Annotated in this window: 14 protein-coding genes; 13 read left to right on the top strand and 1 reads right to left on the bottom strand. The window is 68.5% G+C overall.

Annotated elements, in window-relative coordinates:
- The 3 genes from FJV41_RS54620 to FJV41_RS21850 all read left to right on the top strand — a co-directional run.
- Positions 1 to 2437 (top strand): coiled-coil domain-containing protein (locus FJV41_RS54620; RefSeq protein WP_141644467.1); only part of this gene is annotated, 2437 nt, incomplete at its 5' end.
- A gap of 13 nt (positions 2438 to 2450) precedes the next feature.
- Complete coding sequence (hemW, locus tag FJV41_RS21855) at positions 2451 to 3656, top strand: radical SAM family heme chaperone HemW (RefSeq protein ID WP_141644466.1); 1206 nt, start codon at positions 2451 to 2453, stop codon at positions 3654 to 3656.
- 33 nt (positions 3657 to 3689) lie between these two features.
- Positions 3690 to 4523: a hypothetical protein gene (locus FJV41_RS21850; RefSeq protein WP_141644465.1), complete on the top strand. Its 834-nt coding sequence runs from the start codon at positions 3690 to 3692 to the stop codon at positions 4521 to 4523.
- 72 nt (positions 4524 to 4595) lie between these two features.
- Here the strand turns inward: FJV41_RS21850 and FJV41_RS21845 are convergent, their stop codons facing one another.
- Positions 4596 to 4895: a hypothetical protein gene (locus FJV41_RS21845; protein WP_141644464.1), complete on the bottom strand. Its 300-nt coding sequence runs from the start codon at positions 4893 to 4895 to the stop codon at positions 4596 to 4598.
- Positions 4896 to 5206: 311 nt separating this feature from the next.
- Here FJV41_RS21845 and FJV41_RS21840 point away from each other — a divergent pair, with 311 nt between their 5' ends.
- The 10 genes from FJV41_RS21840 (at position 5207) to FJV41_RS21795 (ending at position 15614) form a co-directional block, all read left to right on the top strand.
- Positions 5207 to 6748: a DUF4388 domain-containing protein gene (locus FJV41_RS21840; protein ID WP_141644463.1), complete on the top strand. Its 1542-nt coding sequence runs from the start codon at positions 5207 to 5209 to the stop codon at positions 6746 to 6748.
- A gap of 299 nt (positions 6749 to 7047) precedes the next feature.
- Positions 7048 to 7836: a TadE/TadG family type IV pilus assembly protein gene (locus FJV41_RS21835; protein ID WP_141644462.1), complete on the top strand. Its 789-nt coding sequence runs from the start codon at positions 7048 to 7050 to the stop codon at positions 7834 to 7836.
- Positions 7812 to 9380 carry a hypothetical protein gene (locus FJV41_RS21830; RefSeq protein ID WP_141644461.1) on the top strand — a complete coding sequence of 523 codons (1569 nt, stop codon included), beginning with the start codon at positions 7812 to 7814 and terminating at the stop codon, positions 9378 to 9380. Before FJV41_RS21835 ends, FJV41_RS21830 begins: the two co-directional genes overlap by 25 nt.
- A 56-nt stretch (positions 9381 to 9436) precedes the next feature.
- The gene (locus tag FJV41_RS21825) at positions 9437 to 10501 is read left to right on the top strand and encodes a hypothetical protein (protein WP_141644468.1); all 1065 of its coding nucleotides are present in this window, start codon (positions 9437 to 9439) and stop codon (positions 10499 to 10501) included.
- The gene (locus FJV41_RS21820) at positions 10501 to 11352 is read left to right on the top strand and encodes a hypothetical protein (RefSeq protein ID WP_174466480.1); all 852 of its coding nucleotides are present in this window, start codon (positions 10501 to 10503) and stop codon (positions 11350 to 11352) included. Before FJV41_RS21825 ends, FJV41_RS21820 begins: the two co-directional genes overlap by 1 nt.
- A 20-nt stretch (positions 11353 to 11372) precedes the next feature.
- Positions 11373 to 11561 carry a hypothetical protein gene (locus FJV41_RS21815; protein WP_141644460.1) on the top strand — a complete coding sequence of 63 codons (189 nt, stop codon included), beginning with the start codon at positions 11373 to 11375 and terminating at the stop codon, positions 11559 to 11561.
- Positions 11562 to 12023: 462 nt separating this feature from the next.
- Positions 12024 to 12827: a TadE/TadG family type IV pilus assembly protein gene (locus FJV41_RS21810; protein ID WP_141644459.1), complete on the top strand. Its 804-nt coding sequence runs from the start codon at positions 12024 to 12026 to the stop codon at positions 12825 to 12827.
- Positions 12803 to 14365, top strand: a complete 1563-nt coding sequence (locus tag FJV41_RS21805) for a hypothetical protein (protein ID WP_141644458.1) — start codon at positions 12803 to 12805, stop codon at positions 14363 to 14365. Before FJV41_RS21810 ends, FJV41_RS21805 begins: the two co-directional genes overlap by 25 nt.
- Positions 14366 to 14370: 5 nt before the next feature.
- Positions 14371 to 15438, top strand: a complete 1068-nt coding sequence (locus FJV41_RS21800) for a hypothetical protein (protein ID WP_141644457.1) — start codon at positions 14371 to 14373, stop codon at positions 15436 to 15438.
- Positions 15432 to 15614, top strand: coding sequence for a hypothetical protein (locus FJV41_RS21795; RefSeq protein WP_141644456.1), 183 nt, complete (start codon positions 15432 to 15434; stop codon positions 15612 to 15614). The genes FJV41_RS21800 and FJV41_RS21795 overlap by 7 nt, the downstream gene beginning before the upstream one ends.
- The last annotated feature ends 2 nt before the right edge of the window (positions 15615 to 15616 follow it).

Raw genomic sequence — 15616 nt, 5'->3', positions numbered from 1 at the left:
GGCCCCGGTTTCGCGGGCGGTGCGGGTGCCCGGCAATGACCCCTTCAACGAGGCGTCCGAGCCCCGGATGCCCATGGGGGGCTCGCCAGAGGACAAGCTGGAGTACTTCCGGGCGGTGGTCCGGCAGAAGACGGAGACCCTGGCCCGCGCCCGCACGCTGTACGCGGAGCGCGACGGGGAGGTGAACGGGCTGAAGCAGTCGCTCACCCAACTGCGCAAGGAAGCGGCGGAGGCGAAGGCGCAGTTGCTGGCGGTGAAGGACTCGCCCGCGAAGCTGGTCCAGACGTCGGAGGCGCTGTCGGGCGCGGAGAAGCGCGCCGCCGAGGCCGAGGCGAAGCTCGCCGGCCTGGAGGCGGAGCTGGCCTCGTTGGAGGCGGACCGCAAGGACCTGTCGCGCGCGCTGGCGGAGGTGGAGTCGGAGATCCCCCGGCTGACGGCGGAGCTCCAGGACGAGCGCGAGTCGCGGGGCGCGGTGGCCGAGGAGCTGGTGGGCGCCAAGGAGGCGCTGTCGCTGGCGCAGGACCGCGTGGCGGAGCTGGCGGCGGAGAAGTCCGAGTCGCAGGGCGCGCTGGAGGCCGTCCAGGAGCAGTACCAGCAGGTCGTCGCGGACGTGGAGCGGCTGGGCGGCGAGCTGGAGGAGATGACGGGCGAGCGCGACTCGCTGAGCCTGCGCGCCGGGCAGTTGGAGACGGCGCTCGCGGAGGCGCAGGGCGCGCTGAGCGCGGTGGAGAGCGAGAGCGACTGGTCCAAGAGCTCGCTGGAGGAGGCGCAGGGGCGCGCGCAGACGCTGGAGCAGGAGCGCGACGAGGCGCGCCGTCAGCTCGCGGTGGTGGAGGAAGGGCTGCGCACGCTCCAGGGCCAGACGGCCGAGCTGGAGAAGGCGCTGGCGCTGAAGGACGCCGAAATCGTCGGGCTGCGAGCGGCGCTCACCGCGCGCACCACGGAAGCGGCGGAGGTGCCTGTGTTGCGGCAGGCGCTGGAGGGGCGCACCTCGGAGCTGGCGCGTCTGGAGGCGGAGGAGGCGCGCGCGACGGAGCGTGCGCAGGCGCTCGAAGAGGGGCTGTCGCAGGCCGGTGAGCGGGCGTCGGTGGCGGAAGGGGAGGCGGCGGCGCTGAAGGAGGCGCTGGAGGCGCTGGAAGTCGAGCAGGTGGCGCTGCGCGACAGGATGGAGGCGGACGCGGCGGCGCTGGGCGAAGCGGCGCAGCAGGCCGAGGCCAAGGTGGCCGAGTTGACCTCGGCGCTGGAGGCGGCGCAGGTCGAGCGCGAGGCGCTGAAGAAGCAGGTCGGCGCGGCGGAGATGAAGGCGGCGACCACGGACGCCGAGCGCGTGGGACTGGCCGCGCGCGTGTCGATGCTGGAGACCGCCTCCGGGCAGCGTGAGGCGGAGCTGGCGCGGGTGCAGGGCGTGCTGGCGCAGGCGAAGGAAGACGTGTCGCTGGAGCGCGTGCGTCGCGAGGCGGCCGAAGCCGAGCGCGCGGACGCACAGGTGCGGGCCGCGGAAGAAGAAGCGCGCGCGGACTCGCTGGCGGCGGGGAAGGGCGGCACCGAAGCGGAGCTGGCGGAGCTGCGCGATGAGCTGGAGGCCACGCGCGCGGAGGCGGACAAGGCGGAGCGGCTCCAGCAGCGCTTGAAGATGCTGGAGGGTGCGCTGGAGTCGGCCAAGGCGGAGGCCACCCGGGCGGCGCAGGCGGCCCAGGTCGCGCAGGCCGCGAAGCAGAAGGAGACCGAGGCGAAGCTGGCGCAGGTCGAAGCGGCGCAGGCGAGTGCCTTGAAGGAGGCCGCCGAGAAGCTGGCGCAATCCGAGGCCGCGCAAGCGAGCGCGCTGAAGGCAGCCGCTGAGAAGCTGAGCCAGACCGAGGCCGCGCAAGCGAGCAAGCTCAAGGACCTCGAAGCGAAGCTGACGCAGACCGAGGCCTCGCAGGCGAGCAAGCTCAAGGACGCCGAAGCGAAGTTGTCGCAGGTCGAGGCCGCGCAGGCGAGCAAGCTCAAGGACGCGGACGCCGCGCGGTCCGCGACGGAGGCGAAGCTGTCCCAGGCGGAGTCTTCGCAGGCGGGCAAGCTCAAGGACCTCGAAGCGAAGCTGGCTCGGGCGGAGGCCGCGCTGGAGGAGTCGCGCGGCGCGAAGGTGGGGCAGTCGAAGGACTCGGACGCGGCGCGAGCGGCGGTGGAGGCGAAGCTGACGCGCGCGGAGTCCTCGCTCCGGACGGAGCAGGAGGCTCGCGCGGCGCTGGAAGCGAAGCTTGCCCAGCTCGAGAAGCAGGCGAGCGGAAAGCCCGCTGGCGGTGCCGGCGACTGGGAAGCCGAGCGGGAGGGGCTCAAGGCGGACGCGGCGAACCTGAAGCGAAAGCTGATGGCGGCCGAGACGGCGCTCGAAGCGGCGGCTGGCTACAAGGCGAAGATCGCGAAGCTCGAAGCGCAATTGAAGGGCCGGAAGTAAAGGTTTGCCCCTCATGCCGTTCGACGCACCAGTGGACCCGCTCACGGGGATGGCCGCGGCCCGCTTCGGGCTGTACCTGCATTTCCCCTATTGCCTCGCGAAGTGCCCGTACTGCGACTTCGCGGTGGCGGTGGCGAAGCAGGTGCCCGAGGAGCGCTATGCGAACGCGGTGCTCGCGGAACTCGACACGCGGCTCGCGGCGTCGCCCGGGCTGCGCTCGAAGCCGCTGGAGTCCATCTTCCTGGGCGGCGGCACGCCTTCGCTGTGGCACCCCCGCTACGTGGCCCGCGTGCTGGAGGGCATCGCCGCCAGGCTGACGGTGTCGCCCGGCGTGGAGGTGTCGCTGGAGGGCAACCCGGAGCGCGCCGACGCGGAGCGCTTCGCGGGGTATCGGGCCGCGGGGGTGAACCGGCTGTCGTTGGGCGTGCAGTCCTTCCGCCCGGAGACGCTCAAGGCGCTGGGCCGCGCGCACGACGCGGCGCAGGTGGAACTCGCCGTGGAGCTGGCCCGGCGGGCGGGCTTCCCGGTGGTGTCCATGGACTTCATCTACGGCGTGCACGGGCAGAGCGTGGCGCAGGTGGAGGAGGACGCGCGACGGGCGGTGGCGCTCGCGCCGGAGCACCTGTCCACATATGCGCTGACGGTGGAGCGCGAGGTGCTGGCGGAGGACACGCCGCTGTCCAAGCGCCTCAAGCGCGGCGAGCTGGAGCTGCCCGCGGACGACGACGTGGTGGAGATGGCCCGGGTGGTGCGCGAGGTGTATGGCGCGGCGGGCCTGCGCCGCTATGAAGTGTCCAACCACGCACGGGAGGGCTTCAGCTCCCGGCACAACGCGCTCTACTGGACGGGGGGCGAGTACCTGGCGCTGGGCGTGGGCGCCACGGGCATGCTGCTGACGCCCGAGCCCTCGCGCTACGTCAACGTGCGCAGCCCGGAGAAGTACCTGGGAGAGGTGGAGGCGGGCCGCTTGCCGGAGGAGGGGCGGGAGGCGCTGGGGCCGGAGGAGCTGTTCGCGGAGCGGCTGTCCATGGGCTTGCGGCTGGTGTCCGGCGTGGACTGGGAAGTGGTGTGCGAGCGGTACGGGCAGTCGGTGGAGGCGCGGCGGGTGGAGGTGGCGCGGCTGGTGGAGCACGGCTTCGCGACGCTCACGGGTGGGCGGCTGGCTTTGACGGAAAAGGGCGCGGACGTACACAGCGCCGTCTGCGCGCGACTGCTCTAGTCAGCGGCGCGCGCGAGGGATGTCGAGGAACTTATGAGCAAGTGGATGTTGTGGATGTTCCTGACCCTGCTGACCGGCAGCCCGTTGCTGTCGCTGGGCCTGGTCATCGTCTTCATCTTCGTGGCGGACCGCTTCACGTGGCGGCTCTTGCCCAGCCCGGTGCGCATGTTCAAGCGCTTCCAGCGCGCGGGCGAGCTGGCGGGGACCATCCTCACCAACCCTCACGAGCGGCGCGCGCGCCACGAGCTGGCGGACATCCGCGTCGAGCAGAAGCGGTACGACGAAGCCGTGGACATCCTCAAGCCCAACCTGGAGGCGGGCGACGAGGACGTGGACACCCTGTACCTCCTCGGCGTGGCGTACCTGGGCTCCGGAGACGCGCGCCGCGGTGAGCTGCTGTTGGACGAAGCGGCCAATCTGGACGCGGGCTACCGGCAGGGCGCCATCGACCTGGAGCGAGGCCGCTTCCGGCTGAAGCGCGGCGAGGTGAAGGGCGCGATTGAAGCCCTGGAGCGCTTCTGCGCGGTGCGGCTGGGCTCGGTGGAGGGGCGCTATCTGCTGGCGCGCGCGCTGGCGAAGGACGGGCGCGCGGCGGACGCGGCGCGGATGCGAGAGCTGGCGTGGGGCGAGTACGTGGCGGCGCCGGGCTTCCAGCGTCGCCGCGAGCGCCGGTGGGCGTGGCTGTCGCGCCCCAGCCGGCCGCTCACCTACGCGGTGCTGCTGGCGTTGGTGCTGGGGACGGGCGCGGCGGTGGCGAACCAGCTGGGCCTGTTCGCCCCGCGCGCGCACGGCCGCCACGGGTACTACGGCGACCGGTACTCCGGCGAGCTGCCCTCGGCCACCGGCCTGGAAGAGGACGTGGACTAGCCTGGAGGTCGCCACAGGCCCGCGTTGCAATGACAGACCCGGGCGCGCGGCTCGTGAAGCGAGGGCCCGGGTTCAGGGCCCGTCGTAGCAAGCGAAGTTGCAGTACGGCTTGCTCTGGTTGCCGTTGGGCGCCAGGTACCCGGGGCAGCACTGCACGCTGCCGCAGACCACGGTGGGCGCGGCGAGGTCACACGTTGGAACGCAGGTGCCCACGACGCAGGTCTGGGTGCTGGGACATTGAGATTCGTGCGTGCACGGCCGGCTGTGTTGCTCCGTCGTGCCCAGCTCCTGACCGGGGTCCTCCACCGAGCCTCCACAAGCGGCGGTGAGACAGAGCAGCGTGACCGCGATGCTGCGTGAGAGTGACTTCATGGGCGTCCTCCAGGGGTGTGGAGCCCCATCCTAGACCCCTCCGGGGCGGTGCCCGCGCCGTGTTCGAGTGACACAAGGGGCCGTCGCCCCGCGTCACCGTGGTGCCCCGGGCGCACCTGGCCGTGCGAGCTGTCAACGGTTGCATGTGAGGCTTCGCACCCTGAGTGAATCCGCCTTCGCTCGCTGTTCGAATCTCTCCGTGAAAGTACGACTCCCTGGAACATGTCTGGAGTCACTGGACAGCGGGAGCGAGGGGGAGCGTAGGCTTCCGGGGCCAGCCCTTCTCGCGTCCACAGCCGAGGCACCGCTCCATGTTTCCCACCCCGTCGCAGGTGCTCCGCCAGCGCGAGGGCTTGCTCGCCGACACACCGTTCCCCCTGCTGGTGCATGCGCTGATGGTGGAGGAGCGCACCTGTACGCTGGAGCTGAAGGTGCGGCAGCGCGAGAAGCGCATCCTCTTCGAGGACGGCTCACCAGTGGCGTGCCAGTCCAACCTGCTGCACGAGACGCTGGGCAAGTACCTGGTGGAGAAGGGCCGGCTGACGGAGGCGGACTACCAGAAGTCGCTGGCGGAGAGCGTGTCCACGGGCATGCAGATGGGTGGGCTCCTGGTGCAGAAGGGGCTCATCAGCCCCTTTGACTTGTACAAGCAGCTCCAGGCGAACCTGGCCCACAAGCTCCTGGATTGCTTCCGGTGGGTGGACGCGAAGTACCGCCTCATCGCGGACGCGGAGACGCCGGACGCGAGCGTGCGGACCAACCCCGCGCAGCTCATCCTGACCGGCGTGGAAGGGGTGATGCCCTTCGACGCGGTGGCCACCCACTTCACCTTCACGGACGAGCGGAGATTCGGGCAGATGCCCGGCGTGGAGTCCGGGCCCAAGCTGTCGTCCAAGGACGCGCGGCTGTTGCAGCAGCTCCGGCAGCGGCCCACGTTCAACGAACTCCAGGAGCGCACGGGCTTCGACACGGAGACGGTGCTGCGGCGGCTCTACGCGCTGTGCCTGCTGGGCGTGGCGGGCTTCGTGGAGGACGCGGACGCGAAGGCGGCGGAGCTGTCCGCTCGCGCCGCGCCGGTGCCCGTGGCGCCACCCCCGGAGCCTGTCGCCCCGGAGCCCGTCGCCGCGCGGGGCACGCCGTTCTCCGACGAGGACGTGGCCGCCAGAGACGCCCTGGTGACGGCCTTCCTCGCGCACCGGAGCAAGGACCCGTTCGCCCTGCTGGAGGTCCCCGAGGACGTGCAGCCCCTGCCCCTGCGCCGCGCCTTCCTCGCGTGGGCGGAGCGGTACTCGCCCCTGCGCTTCCAGACGCCAGAGCTGAAGGAGAAGGCGGAGGCCCTGCTGGCGGCCTCCGCGAAGGCGTACGGCGTGCTGTCGGACGCGGAGCAGAACCTCTTGTGGCGCAAGCGCCGCGCGGCGCACCGCGAGAAGGAGCGCGCCACCACGAGCCGCCCCAGCACCGCCGAACAGTTCCGCATCCGCACCGACCTGCTGGATGCGACCACCCAGTTCGACGAAGCCCGACGCAGGCTCGCCGCGAAGCACTACGCGGGCGCGTTCGAGTACTTCGAATACGCCTGCGACATCGAACCCAAGCCGCTGCATCACGCCTGGCGCGCCTGGGCTCGCTACCTCATGAAGCCGGAGGCCCACGGCCGCCTGGCACTCCAGGAACTCCAGGAAGTCGTGCGCCAGGAGCCCGGGCTGGAGGACGGCTGGGGTTTCCTGGGCGAGGTGGCCCAGGGCGAGGGGCAGTGGGCCCTGGCGGAGGACTCCTTCCGCAAGGCGTTCAAGCTCAACCCCAAGAACCGCCGCTACGTGGAGCTCATCCAGGAGATCGCCCGACGGCGCTGAACCCGGGCACGGGACTCGCTCATCCGCCCGCCATGCGGGCGCGCTCATGGCCATCCGCGTCACTTGCTTTTGCAACCGTTGAGAGTTTTGGCGCGACCCATCGGTCATGTGGCCGCCGGGAGTCTTCTGGCGCGGCTTTTTTCCCAGGGAGAGGGATGCTTCGAGCCTGCGATGACGGCCCGCGAAGTTTTCGTCTCCGCGCCGGCAACATTAGGGTCGTGAATCGCGAGATCAGATTGTCAGTGTAACTTCGTGGTGCTCGGGGCGTGCGGTACCCCAGCGCCCTTTCGCGAGGCTGGATGCGCTCCCTCACCACAGCGACCCAATCAGGCCAGGCCGCGGTGGAGTCCGCCATCGTCCTGCCGCTCTTCGTGTTCCTCATCCTGGGCACGCTCCAGCTCGGGCTGATGCACCAGGCCCGGCTCCTGACGAAGTACGCCGCCTACAAGGCGGTGCGAGCCGGCTCCCTCCACAACGCCAACGTGAAGACCATGGAGGCCGCCGCGCTCGGGGTGCTGCTGCCCATCCTCAGCAGCCGGGCCGGTGGCGCGGGTGGCATCGAGTACACCCGCCCGGTGGGCAGCGCGCAGGAGTTCGAGACCAAGTTCAACGAGCTGAAGAGCAACGAGATGCCCGGCGTGGACCTGAAGTACGCGGAGGTCACCGTCTGCGGCCCGACGCAGGAAGAGGTCTCCGGGGGAGCGGAGTTCGACTTCGACGACCCCAAGAACACCAGCCCGGCCAACTGGCGGCAGAACCACCGCACCAAGCTGCGCATCCAGCTCACGCTCAACTACCGGCTGCTGATTCCCTTCGCGGACTGGGTCATCTACCAGGCCGCGCGCGGCCGCGAGATGCCGATGCTGATGCGCATGGGGAAGGTGAAGGCGGCGGAGCAGGCCAAGGTCTCCACCCGCCGCTTCGGAGGCGCCGCCACGGGTGAGAGCCCCTACGAGAGCGCCGCCGGCCAGGGCATCTACATCATGCCCATCCGCGCCACGTACACCATGCGGATGCAGTCCAATCTCTATCTCAACACCAACGCCCTGCCAGCGAGCAACGCATGCATCTTCCCGTTCTCCTACTGAGCCGGACGCGCCGTCGCATCCAGCGGGGACAGGCCATCGTCCTGGGCTCGCTGTCGTTCCTGGTGCTCGCGCTGATGGTGACGCTGAGCTTCAACCTGAGCCACGCGCTGCGCCAGAAGATGAGCCTGCAGCAGCACAGCGACACCCTGTCGTTCTCCATGGCGGTGCTGGAGGCGCGCGCGCTCAACTACTACGCGGTCAGCAACCGGGCCATCGCCACCTCCTACGTGGCGATGAACAGCCTGCACGCATACATGTCCGCCGCCAGCCTCACCGGCGAGATGATGCGGGCCTCGTCCAACAACTTCATGCAGATCGCCCTCATCGAGTTCGGTCTGTGTGTCGCGTGCGAGTTCATGTGCGACCACTGCGAGCACATCGCGGAGGCGATCCAGATCGCCAACGACTTCAGTGACGCCGGCGACGACTACGACGACAAGGTCAAGGACTTCGAGTCCAACTTCAACACGGCCATGGAGGGGCTGGACCTGATGGTGGACAACATCCACACCGCCCAGCGCTCGGTCCACGACAAGACCCTTCAGGCGGTGAAGGATGGCAGGAGCCACGGCCTGTCCCAGCTCAAGAGCTACACCGCGCCCAACGCGAGCGAGCTCGTGTCGGCGGTGGGTTCCATCAACGCCAACGAGTTCAACTGCGCCGTGGATGGGATGGAGTGCCAGGGCAGCGAGAGCAACTCCTCACCGGAGGCCCGCGCGCGGGTGATGACGGAGATCGCCAACGCGACCCGCTCCGGATGGCCCGCGACCCGGACGAGCCCGGGAATGGGCTCCCCGATGAACAAGCCCAAGTACCTCAACGCCCAGTTCTTCCAGGAGATGGACGACATCCCGAACAACGAAGCCCAGAAGATGATCAACGGCACCCGGGGGACGGCCAAGACGGTGAAGGACAATGGACAGCTCACCCAGGGCGGCCGGGAGGGGGGCAACGAGGGCTCCATGGTGGCGGCGCAGGATGAGGGCAACATCACCCACCAATGGAAGCACGGCTTCGGGTTCAGCTCCTTCAAGTCGGAGATCTGGAGCGACGACAGCGGCGGCGACCACAAGGGTGATGGCGCACACTCGGGCCAGCATCGGTTCGAGGGCGTCAACGTCCGGGCGCTCACCGGCTGCGCGGGCTCTGGAAACTGCTTCATGAAGTTCCGCGCCAACCCGGACCCGGACCGGGACTGGGGCCAGCCGCGCGTCTACAGCTACCTGTCCATGCGCTTCCGCGTGGGCGACACGAAGCGCGCGCCCTGGGAGCTCAACTCCTCGGCGCAGGTGAAGCTCACCCATGGCCAGCAAGGCGATGGAAACCTCACCGTCGCGGCGACCGAGGGCATGGCCATGTCCAAGTCGCTCGTCTACTACCACCGCTTCGGCGACGACGGTTGGAAGGAGGCCCCCAACCTCTTCGCGCCCTACTGGCGCGCCAAGCTGCACCCCTACACCAAGGGAGATGCGCAGCAGGTGCTGGAGGCCGCGGGCAACTCGGAAGCCGCCCAGATGTCGCAGGTGGAAGGGGTTGCGCTGTGAGGACTTCCAGACATCGCGCGGCCAGGGGCGCCGCCGCCGTGGAGACGGCGCTGTGCATGTTGGTCATCATCCCCGTCTTCATGTACGCGCTCTTCCTGGACGACCTGCTGAGGCACACGCTGGATTCGCAGGAGACGGCGCTGTCCACTGTCTGGGATTACGCCGTGCAGGACTATCCGACCCCGCCCAAGGACCCGCCCGAGTCCGGCCCGGAGCCCTTCAATGGCTTCACCGGCGCGCAGTACTTCGCGCGGCTCATGTACTGCGACCACGAGTCGGGCCTCGACAGCTTCGGCCCTGGCAAGGGTCCCGAGTGTGAGAACGACGAGGGCCACCACGCGGAGGTGTCCGCGCATGCGTGCTGGCTCAACCCGGGAGCGCAGCAGGTGCAGTGCACGCTGAACCAGGCCGACCCCAATGGCGGCGGTGGTGGCGGCCCCGCGGGCGCGTACAACGTGGACCTGCACCAGTCGTACATGGACCAGTTCGGCAAGGGCGGCGTCATCCGCTGCTCGGCGCGCCTGGGCGTGCAGAACTACCTGCTGCCCAAGTCCTTCCTGCAGGACTTCAGTCAGGTGGGGCTCGCGCGGCAGACGAAGAAGCGCTCCGATGGCATCCACGGCAACGCGACGGGGGGCGACTTGCAGGACGACCCGCGCGGGCTCGAGGGCGACGTCTACCTGCTGCCCTGGGAGCGCATCGCCATCGTCACCGATACGTGGGCGCTCACGAAGGCCGCGAACCAGGGGCCGGGGACGACGAACGGCGAAGAGGACAACCTCTACGTGCGGCTGGCGCAGGTCTACAAGAACCAGGACAACGCGGGGTACACCCAGATGTCCTCGGCCGCCGAGGCGCTCGTCAGCCAGGCCACGCAGGAAGTGCTCAACAGCGCGATTCGCCTGGACTCCATGCCCCCCGGGGATGACCCGCGCGAGCCCAGCCTCTCCATCAAGCCCTTCCCGTCGAGCGGCGGGCCGGTGCAGACCCTGGATCAGAACGGCGGAAGCGCCAGCTACTTCAACAGCGAGTGGAAGGACTGGGACAAGGACAACAACGAGGCCACGCACGACGCCCGGGGGAACAACTACCTGGGCTGTGCCCAGGCGGAGAGCTGCTGATGTCGCGTGCCTCGAGCCTGGTCATCCGCGTGCCGGCGCTGCTGTTCTCCGTGGCCGTGGTGGGCTCGTTGATTGGCTTTGCCTGGGAGGGCGCCGTCTACGGGCGGCGCGACGCGACGGAGGAGTGGGCTCCTCCGCCCTCGCTCGATGATGCGCCCCCCGCGAAGCCCGCGGGGCGCTCGCCCGAGGAGGAGGCCGCGCTGAAGCGCGCGCTGGTGCACTTCCCCGCGTATCCCCGGGCGAGCCGCGCGGAACTGCTCGCGGTGGACTACCTGGGCCCGGACGTGCCCATCGCCGTGGCGTGGTTCTCCACGAAGGACACGCCGGAGCAGGTCCTCTCCCACTACCGGCAGGTGCTGCTGGACAATGGGCTGCCGGTGCTCGGCGAGCGCCATGGCGAGCACGGGGGCTGGGTGGGGTACTGGAGTCCGGCGACGGAGGAGATGCGGCTCGTCTCCGTGCTGGCGCAGGGAGGAGAGACGCTGGGCTTCGTGTCGGCGGGGCAGGTGGCGCCGCTGTTGAAGCGGGCCTCGCGGGTGCCGCCCTGGATTCCGTTGCCGCCCGAGCTGGGTCAACCCGTCACGCTCTCCTTCTCCATGGAGGGGGCCTCGCACCACGTCGTCTCCGGCCAACTGCCGGAGGGCTCTCCGACCTCGGTGGGTGAGCGGTACCGGAGCCTGCTCACGCAGCAGGGCTGGGACGTGGGGGCCGTGGAGCCGGTGGACGCGAACGGCATCGCGTTCGAGTTGATGAAGGGCACCACCCTGGGGCGGGCCACCTTGCGCACGCGCGCGGAGGCGCCAGGGGTGGAGCTTCAGGTCTCGCTGCTCCAGCGAGGTGCCGCTCCGTGAACGACAGGAAGGATACAGCGATGGCGAAGTCACCCCGGAGGCTGGGGCTTGTTCGGGCGCGCGGTCAGTCGATGGTGGAGTACGCCGTGGTCACCGCGGCGCTGATGGGCTTTACCGTGATGGGCTGGCCGTTCCTGGTGCAGTTGCTGAACGCGCTGCAGCGGTACTTCGGTTCCATCTACTACGTCATCCAGTCGCCCATCCCGTAGGGGCATGGAGTCGCCCCCGGCATGGGGGCGGGGCCCGTGGCATCGAGGCCAGGACGGAGTCGTGACTCGCGGATGCCGTGAGTGAGGCCACGCGGGCTTTCCCGTACGTGAGCGCACCGGAACCGCGCCACCTACGTGTTTCCCCCGAAACATGTGCTCAAGCGTGCGAGGGAGGCCTGGCTGCCCCACGGGCCAGCAGGCAGTGCATGGCCTCTCATGCCTCCCAGCAATGTCGGGTGTTTGTCATATCTCCGTGTCGTGGGTTCCCACCATGGAGCATGGCTGTATTTGTCCGGTGCATGTGAGGGCAAGCGGCCGAGGTGACGCGATTGTGACGAAGGCAACGCCTCGTGGGGAATGATTGTCATTCATGTGCAGGGGGCAACATTGCGGGTTTTGAGTGGAGGTTTTGAATCCCGGGGATTTTGAGGAGGGCTCTGTGGGTGTGGTAGTGATTGGTGTATGCGATGTCGCCTCTGCTTTCGCCTTGCAAGGGCACAGTCTGGACAGGCTGCGGTGGAGTCCGCGATTGTCCTGCCGCTCTTCGTCTTTCTCATCCTGGGCATCCTGCAACTGGGGTTGATGCACCAGGCCCGGCTCCTGACGAAGTACGCCGCCTACAAAGCGGTGCGGGCCGGCTCCATCCACAACGCGAGCGTGAAGGAGATGGAGCGGGCGGCGGTCGCCGTGCTCCTGCCGATGCTGGCCAAGCGCTCCTCGGGGCCGGACGGCATCGAATATGTCCGCCCGGTGAACAGCGGGCAGGACTTCACGACGAAGTGGAATGAGCTGAAGAGCAACGAGATGGCGGACACGGACTTGAAGTACGCCGAGGTCACCATCTGCGGGCCGACGAGGGCGGACGTGGGCGGCAGTGGAGGTGAGCTGGACTTCGACGACCCGGACAACGCCACCTCCGACGACTGGAAGCAGAGCCACCGCACCAAGCTGCGCGTGCAGGTGACGTTCAACTACCGGCTCGTCATCCCGTTCGCGGATTGGGTCATCTACAACGCCGCGCGCGCCCGCGACATGCCCATGGTGGTGCGCATGGGTGAGGTGAAGGCGGCGGAGAAGAGCAAGGCCGCCGGGCGCAGGTTCGGGAGCGCCGGCAAGGGCGAGAGCCCCTACGACAGCGCCGCCTCCAAGGGCATCTACATCGCGCCCATCCGCGCCACGTACACGATGCGAATGCAGTCCAATCTCTACCTCAACACCAGCGACCTTCCAGGGAGCAACGTATGCCTCTTCCCGTTCTCCTACTGAGCCGGCGTCGCCGCTCCCAGCGCGGACAGGCCATTGTCCTGGGCTCGCTGTCGTTCCTGGTGCTCGCGCTGATGGTGACGCTGAGCTTCAACCTGAGCCACGCGCTGCGCCAGAAGATGAGCCTGCAGCAACATGGCGATGCCATGTCGTTCTCCATGGGCGTGCTGGAGGCGCGGGCGCTCAACTACTACGCGGTGACCAACCGGGCCATCGCTGGCTCCTACGTGGCGATGAACAGCCTTCACGCGTACATGGCCACCGCGAGCATCACCGGCGAGATGCTTCGGGCGGGGCAAGAGAACTTCAACCAGATTGTCATCACGGAGACGGCCAGGTGCGTCGCCTGCAGGGGAACCTGCCCTTGCTGTAAGCACCTGATAGAGGCCGGGAAGATCGCGGCGGAGTTCGGCAAGAAGGGCAGGCTGTACGACCGGGACGTCAGGGGCCTGGAGGGGAACTTCAGGGCCGCCATGACGGGGCTGGACCTGATGGTGGACAACATCCACACCTCGCAGCGAGGGGTCCACGAGAAGACCGTGCAGGCGGTGAAGGACGGCTCGAGCCATGGCCTGTCCCAACTCAAGACCGACACCGCGCCCAACGTGAGTGACTTGTCCTCGGGGGTGGGCGCGCTCAATGCCAACGAATTCAACTGCGCCGTGGACGGGATGCAGTGCCAGGGCAGCGTGGCGAACTCCGCACCCGAGGCCCGTGCACGCGTCATGACGGAGATTGGCAATGCGAGTCGCTCGGGGTGGCCCGCGAACCGTAACGGCAGCGGGATGCCTCCGAAGCAGCTTCATCCGCTATTCCTCAAGGAGTTCATGGACATCCCCGGCAACAAGGGGACGTACTCGGTGTTGGGACACAAGGGCTCCTCCAAGACGGTGCAGAACCGGAACAAGATCTACGAAAGCGGTCAGAGCTCGGGCAACCAGGGGTCCACGGTGGCCGCCACCGAGTCGGGGATGCTCTCGCAGGTCTCGTGGGAGGATGCCATCCCTCCGCTTCCCGCGGACTATGAGGCCTTCATCTGGAGCGCCTCCGGAGGCGGTGGCCACACGGTCAGTGGCCAGCAACACAAGGGCCAGCATCGCTTCGAGGGCACCAACGCGAAGGCCCTCACGGCGTGCGCGGGCTCGGGCAACTGCTTCATGAAGTACCGCGCCAACCCGGATCAGGGACGGGACTGGGGCCAACCGCGCGTCTACAGCTATTACACGATGAAGCTGAACGTCGGTGACCCGAAGAAGGCCCCGTGGGAGCTCAACAACTCCCGGCGCGTGAAGTTCGAGCACGGCGCCCAGGGCTCGGGTGACCTGACGTTGGCCGCTGGCGAGGGCATGAGCCTGTCCAAGTCCCTGGTCTACTACCACCGCTTCAAGCAGGGCGGCTGGTCGGAGCCTCCCAACCTCTTCGCCCCCTACTGGCGCGTGAAGCTGCATCCCTTCACCCCGCAGGAGGCCAAGAAGGTGCTGGAGGACGCGGGCAACAGCGACGCGGCCACCATCGCCGAGGCACCGGAGGTGTCGCTGTGAGGCCCATGAAGAGAGCTGGGACGCGAATCGCTCGGGGCGCCGCCGCGGTGGAGACGGCCCTGTGCATGCTCGTCATCATCCCCGTGTTCATGTACGCCATCTTCCTGGACGACCTCTTGCGCCACGTGCTGGATGCGCAGGAGACCGCGCTCTCCACCGTCTGGGATTACGCGGTGTCGGACTACGCGGCGGAGCCCAAGGGAGGAGAGTCCTTCGCGGGCTTCTCTCAGACACAGGGCCTGGCCCGGCAGATGTACTGCGACCATGAGTCGGGCCTCGACAGCTACGGCCCCGACAAGGGAATCGAGTGCAAGGATGACGTGAGCCACCACCAGGAGCTGGTGGCCCACGCGTGCTGGCTGCACCCAGGCGCCCAGCAGGTGGAGTGCACGCTGAATCAGCAGGCGGTGGGCAGCTACGGTGTCACGCTGCACGGGTCGTACATGAGCCAGTTCAACCGGGGCGGGCTCATCCGGTGCTCGGCGCGAAGCGGCGTGCAGAACTACCTGCTCCCCAAGACGCTCTTCTCGGAGTTCAGCGACGTCGACCTGGCCAAGGAGCCGAAGGACCGGGGCGCGAAAGACGTCCACGGGAACGCCCAGAAGAAGCGGGACGTGGAGCAGGACACCTACCTGCTCCCGTGGGAGTACATCGCGCTGGTGACGGACACGTGGGCCCTCACCGAGAGCCAGAGCTTCCAGCCCGGCGACTCGCAGAAGAAGGCGGGTGACCTCTACGCGCGCGTGGCGCAGGTGTACACGAACGGCGAGAACGCGGGTTACACGCAGATGCAGACCGCTGCCCAGACGCTCGTCACGCAGGGCATCAGCAACAAGCTGCTGTCTCCCACGTTGGTGCTCAGCGGCGCGAAGCCCGGTGATGACCCGACCCGGGTCAGCATGTCCATCCAGCCCCAGAACGGTGGCGCGCCGACCCAGCGAATCAACCAGGGCCAGGGCCAGGGCACCTACTTCAACAACGAGTGGCGTGACTGGGACGCGAACAACAACGAGAAGACGCAGCAGAAGCGTGGCGACTACTACATGGGCTGCAAGAAGCCGGGGGCGTGCTGATGGCGTCGTTGTCGCGTCGCAAGCCGCGCGGCCAGTCGATGGTGGAGTACGCCACCGTCACGGCCGCCCTGATGGGCTTCACGGTGATGGGCTGGCCGTTCCTGGTGCAACTGCTCAACGCGCTCCAGCGGTACTTCAGCTCCGTCTACTACGTCATCCAGTCCCCCATCCCTTGAGG

The sequence above is a fragment of the Myxococcus llanfairpwllgwyngyllgogerychwyrndrobwllllantysiliogogogochensis genome (assembly GCF_006636215.1).
GTDB classification, from domain to species: Bacteria; Myxococcota; Myxococcia; order Myxococcales; family Myxococcaceae; genus Myxococcus; species Myxococcus llanfairpwllgwyngyllgogerychwyrndrobwllllantysiliogogogochensis.
The sequence above is the reverse complement of the archived record's forward strand: the minus strand, read 5'-3'. Positions and strand labels throughout refer to the sequence as shown.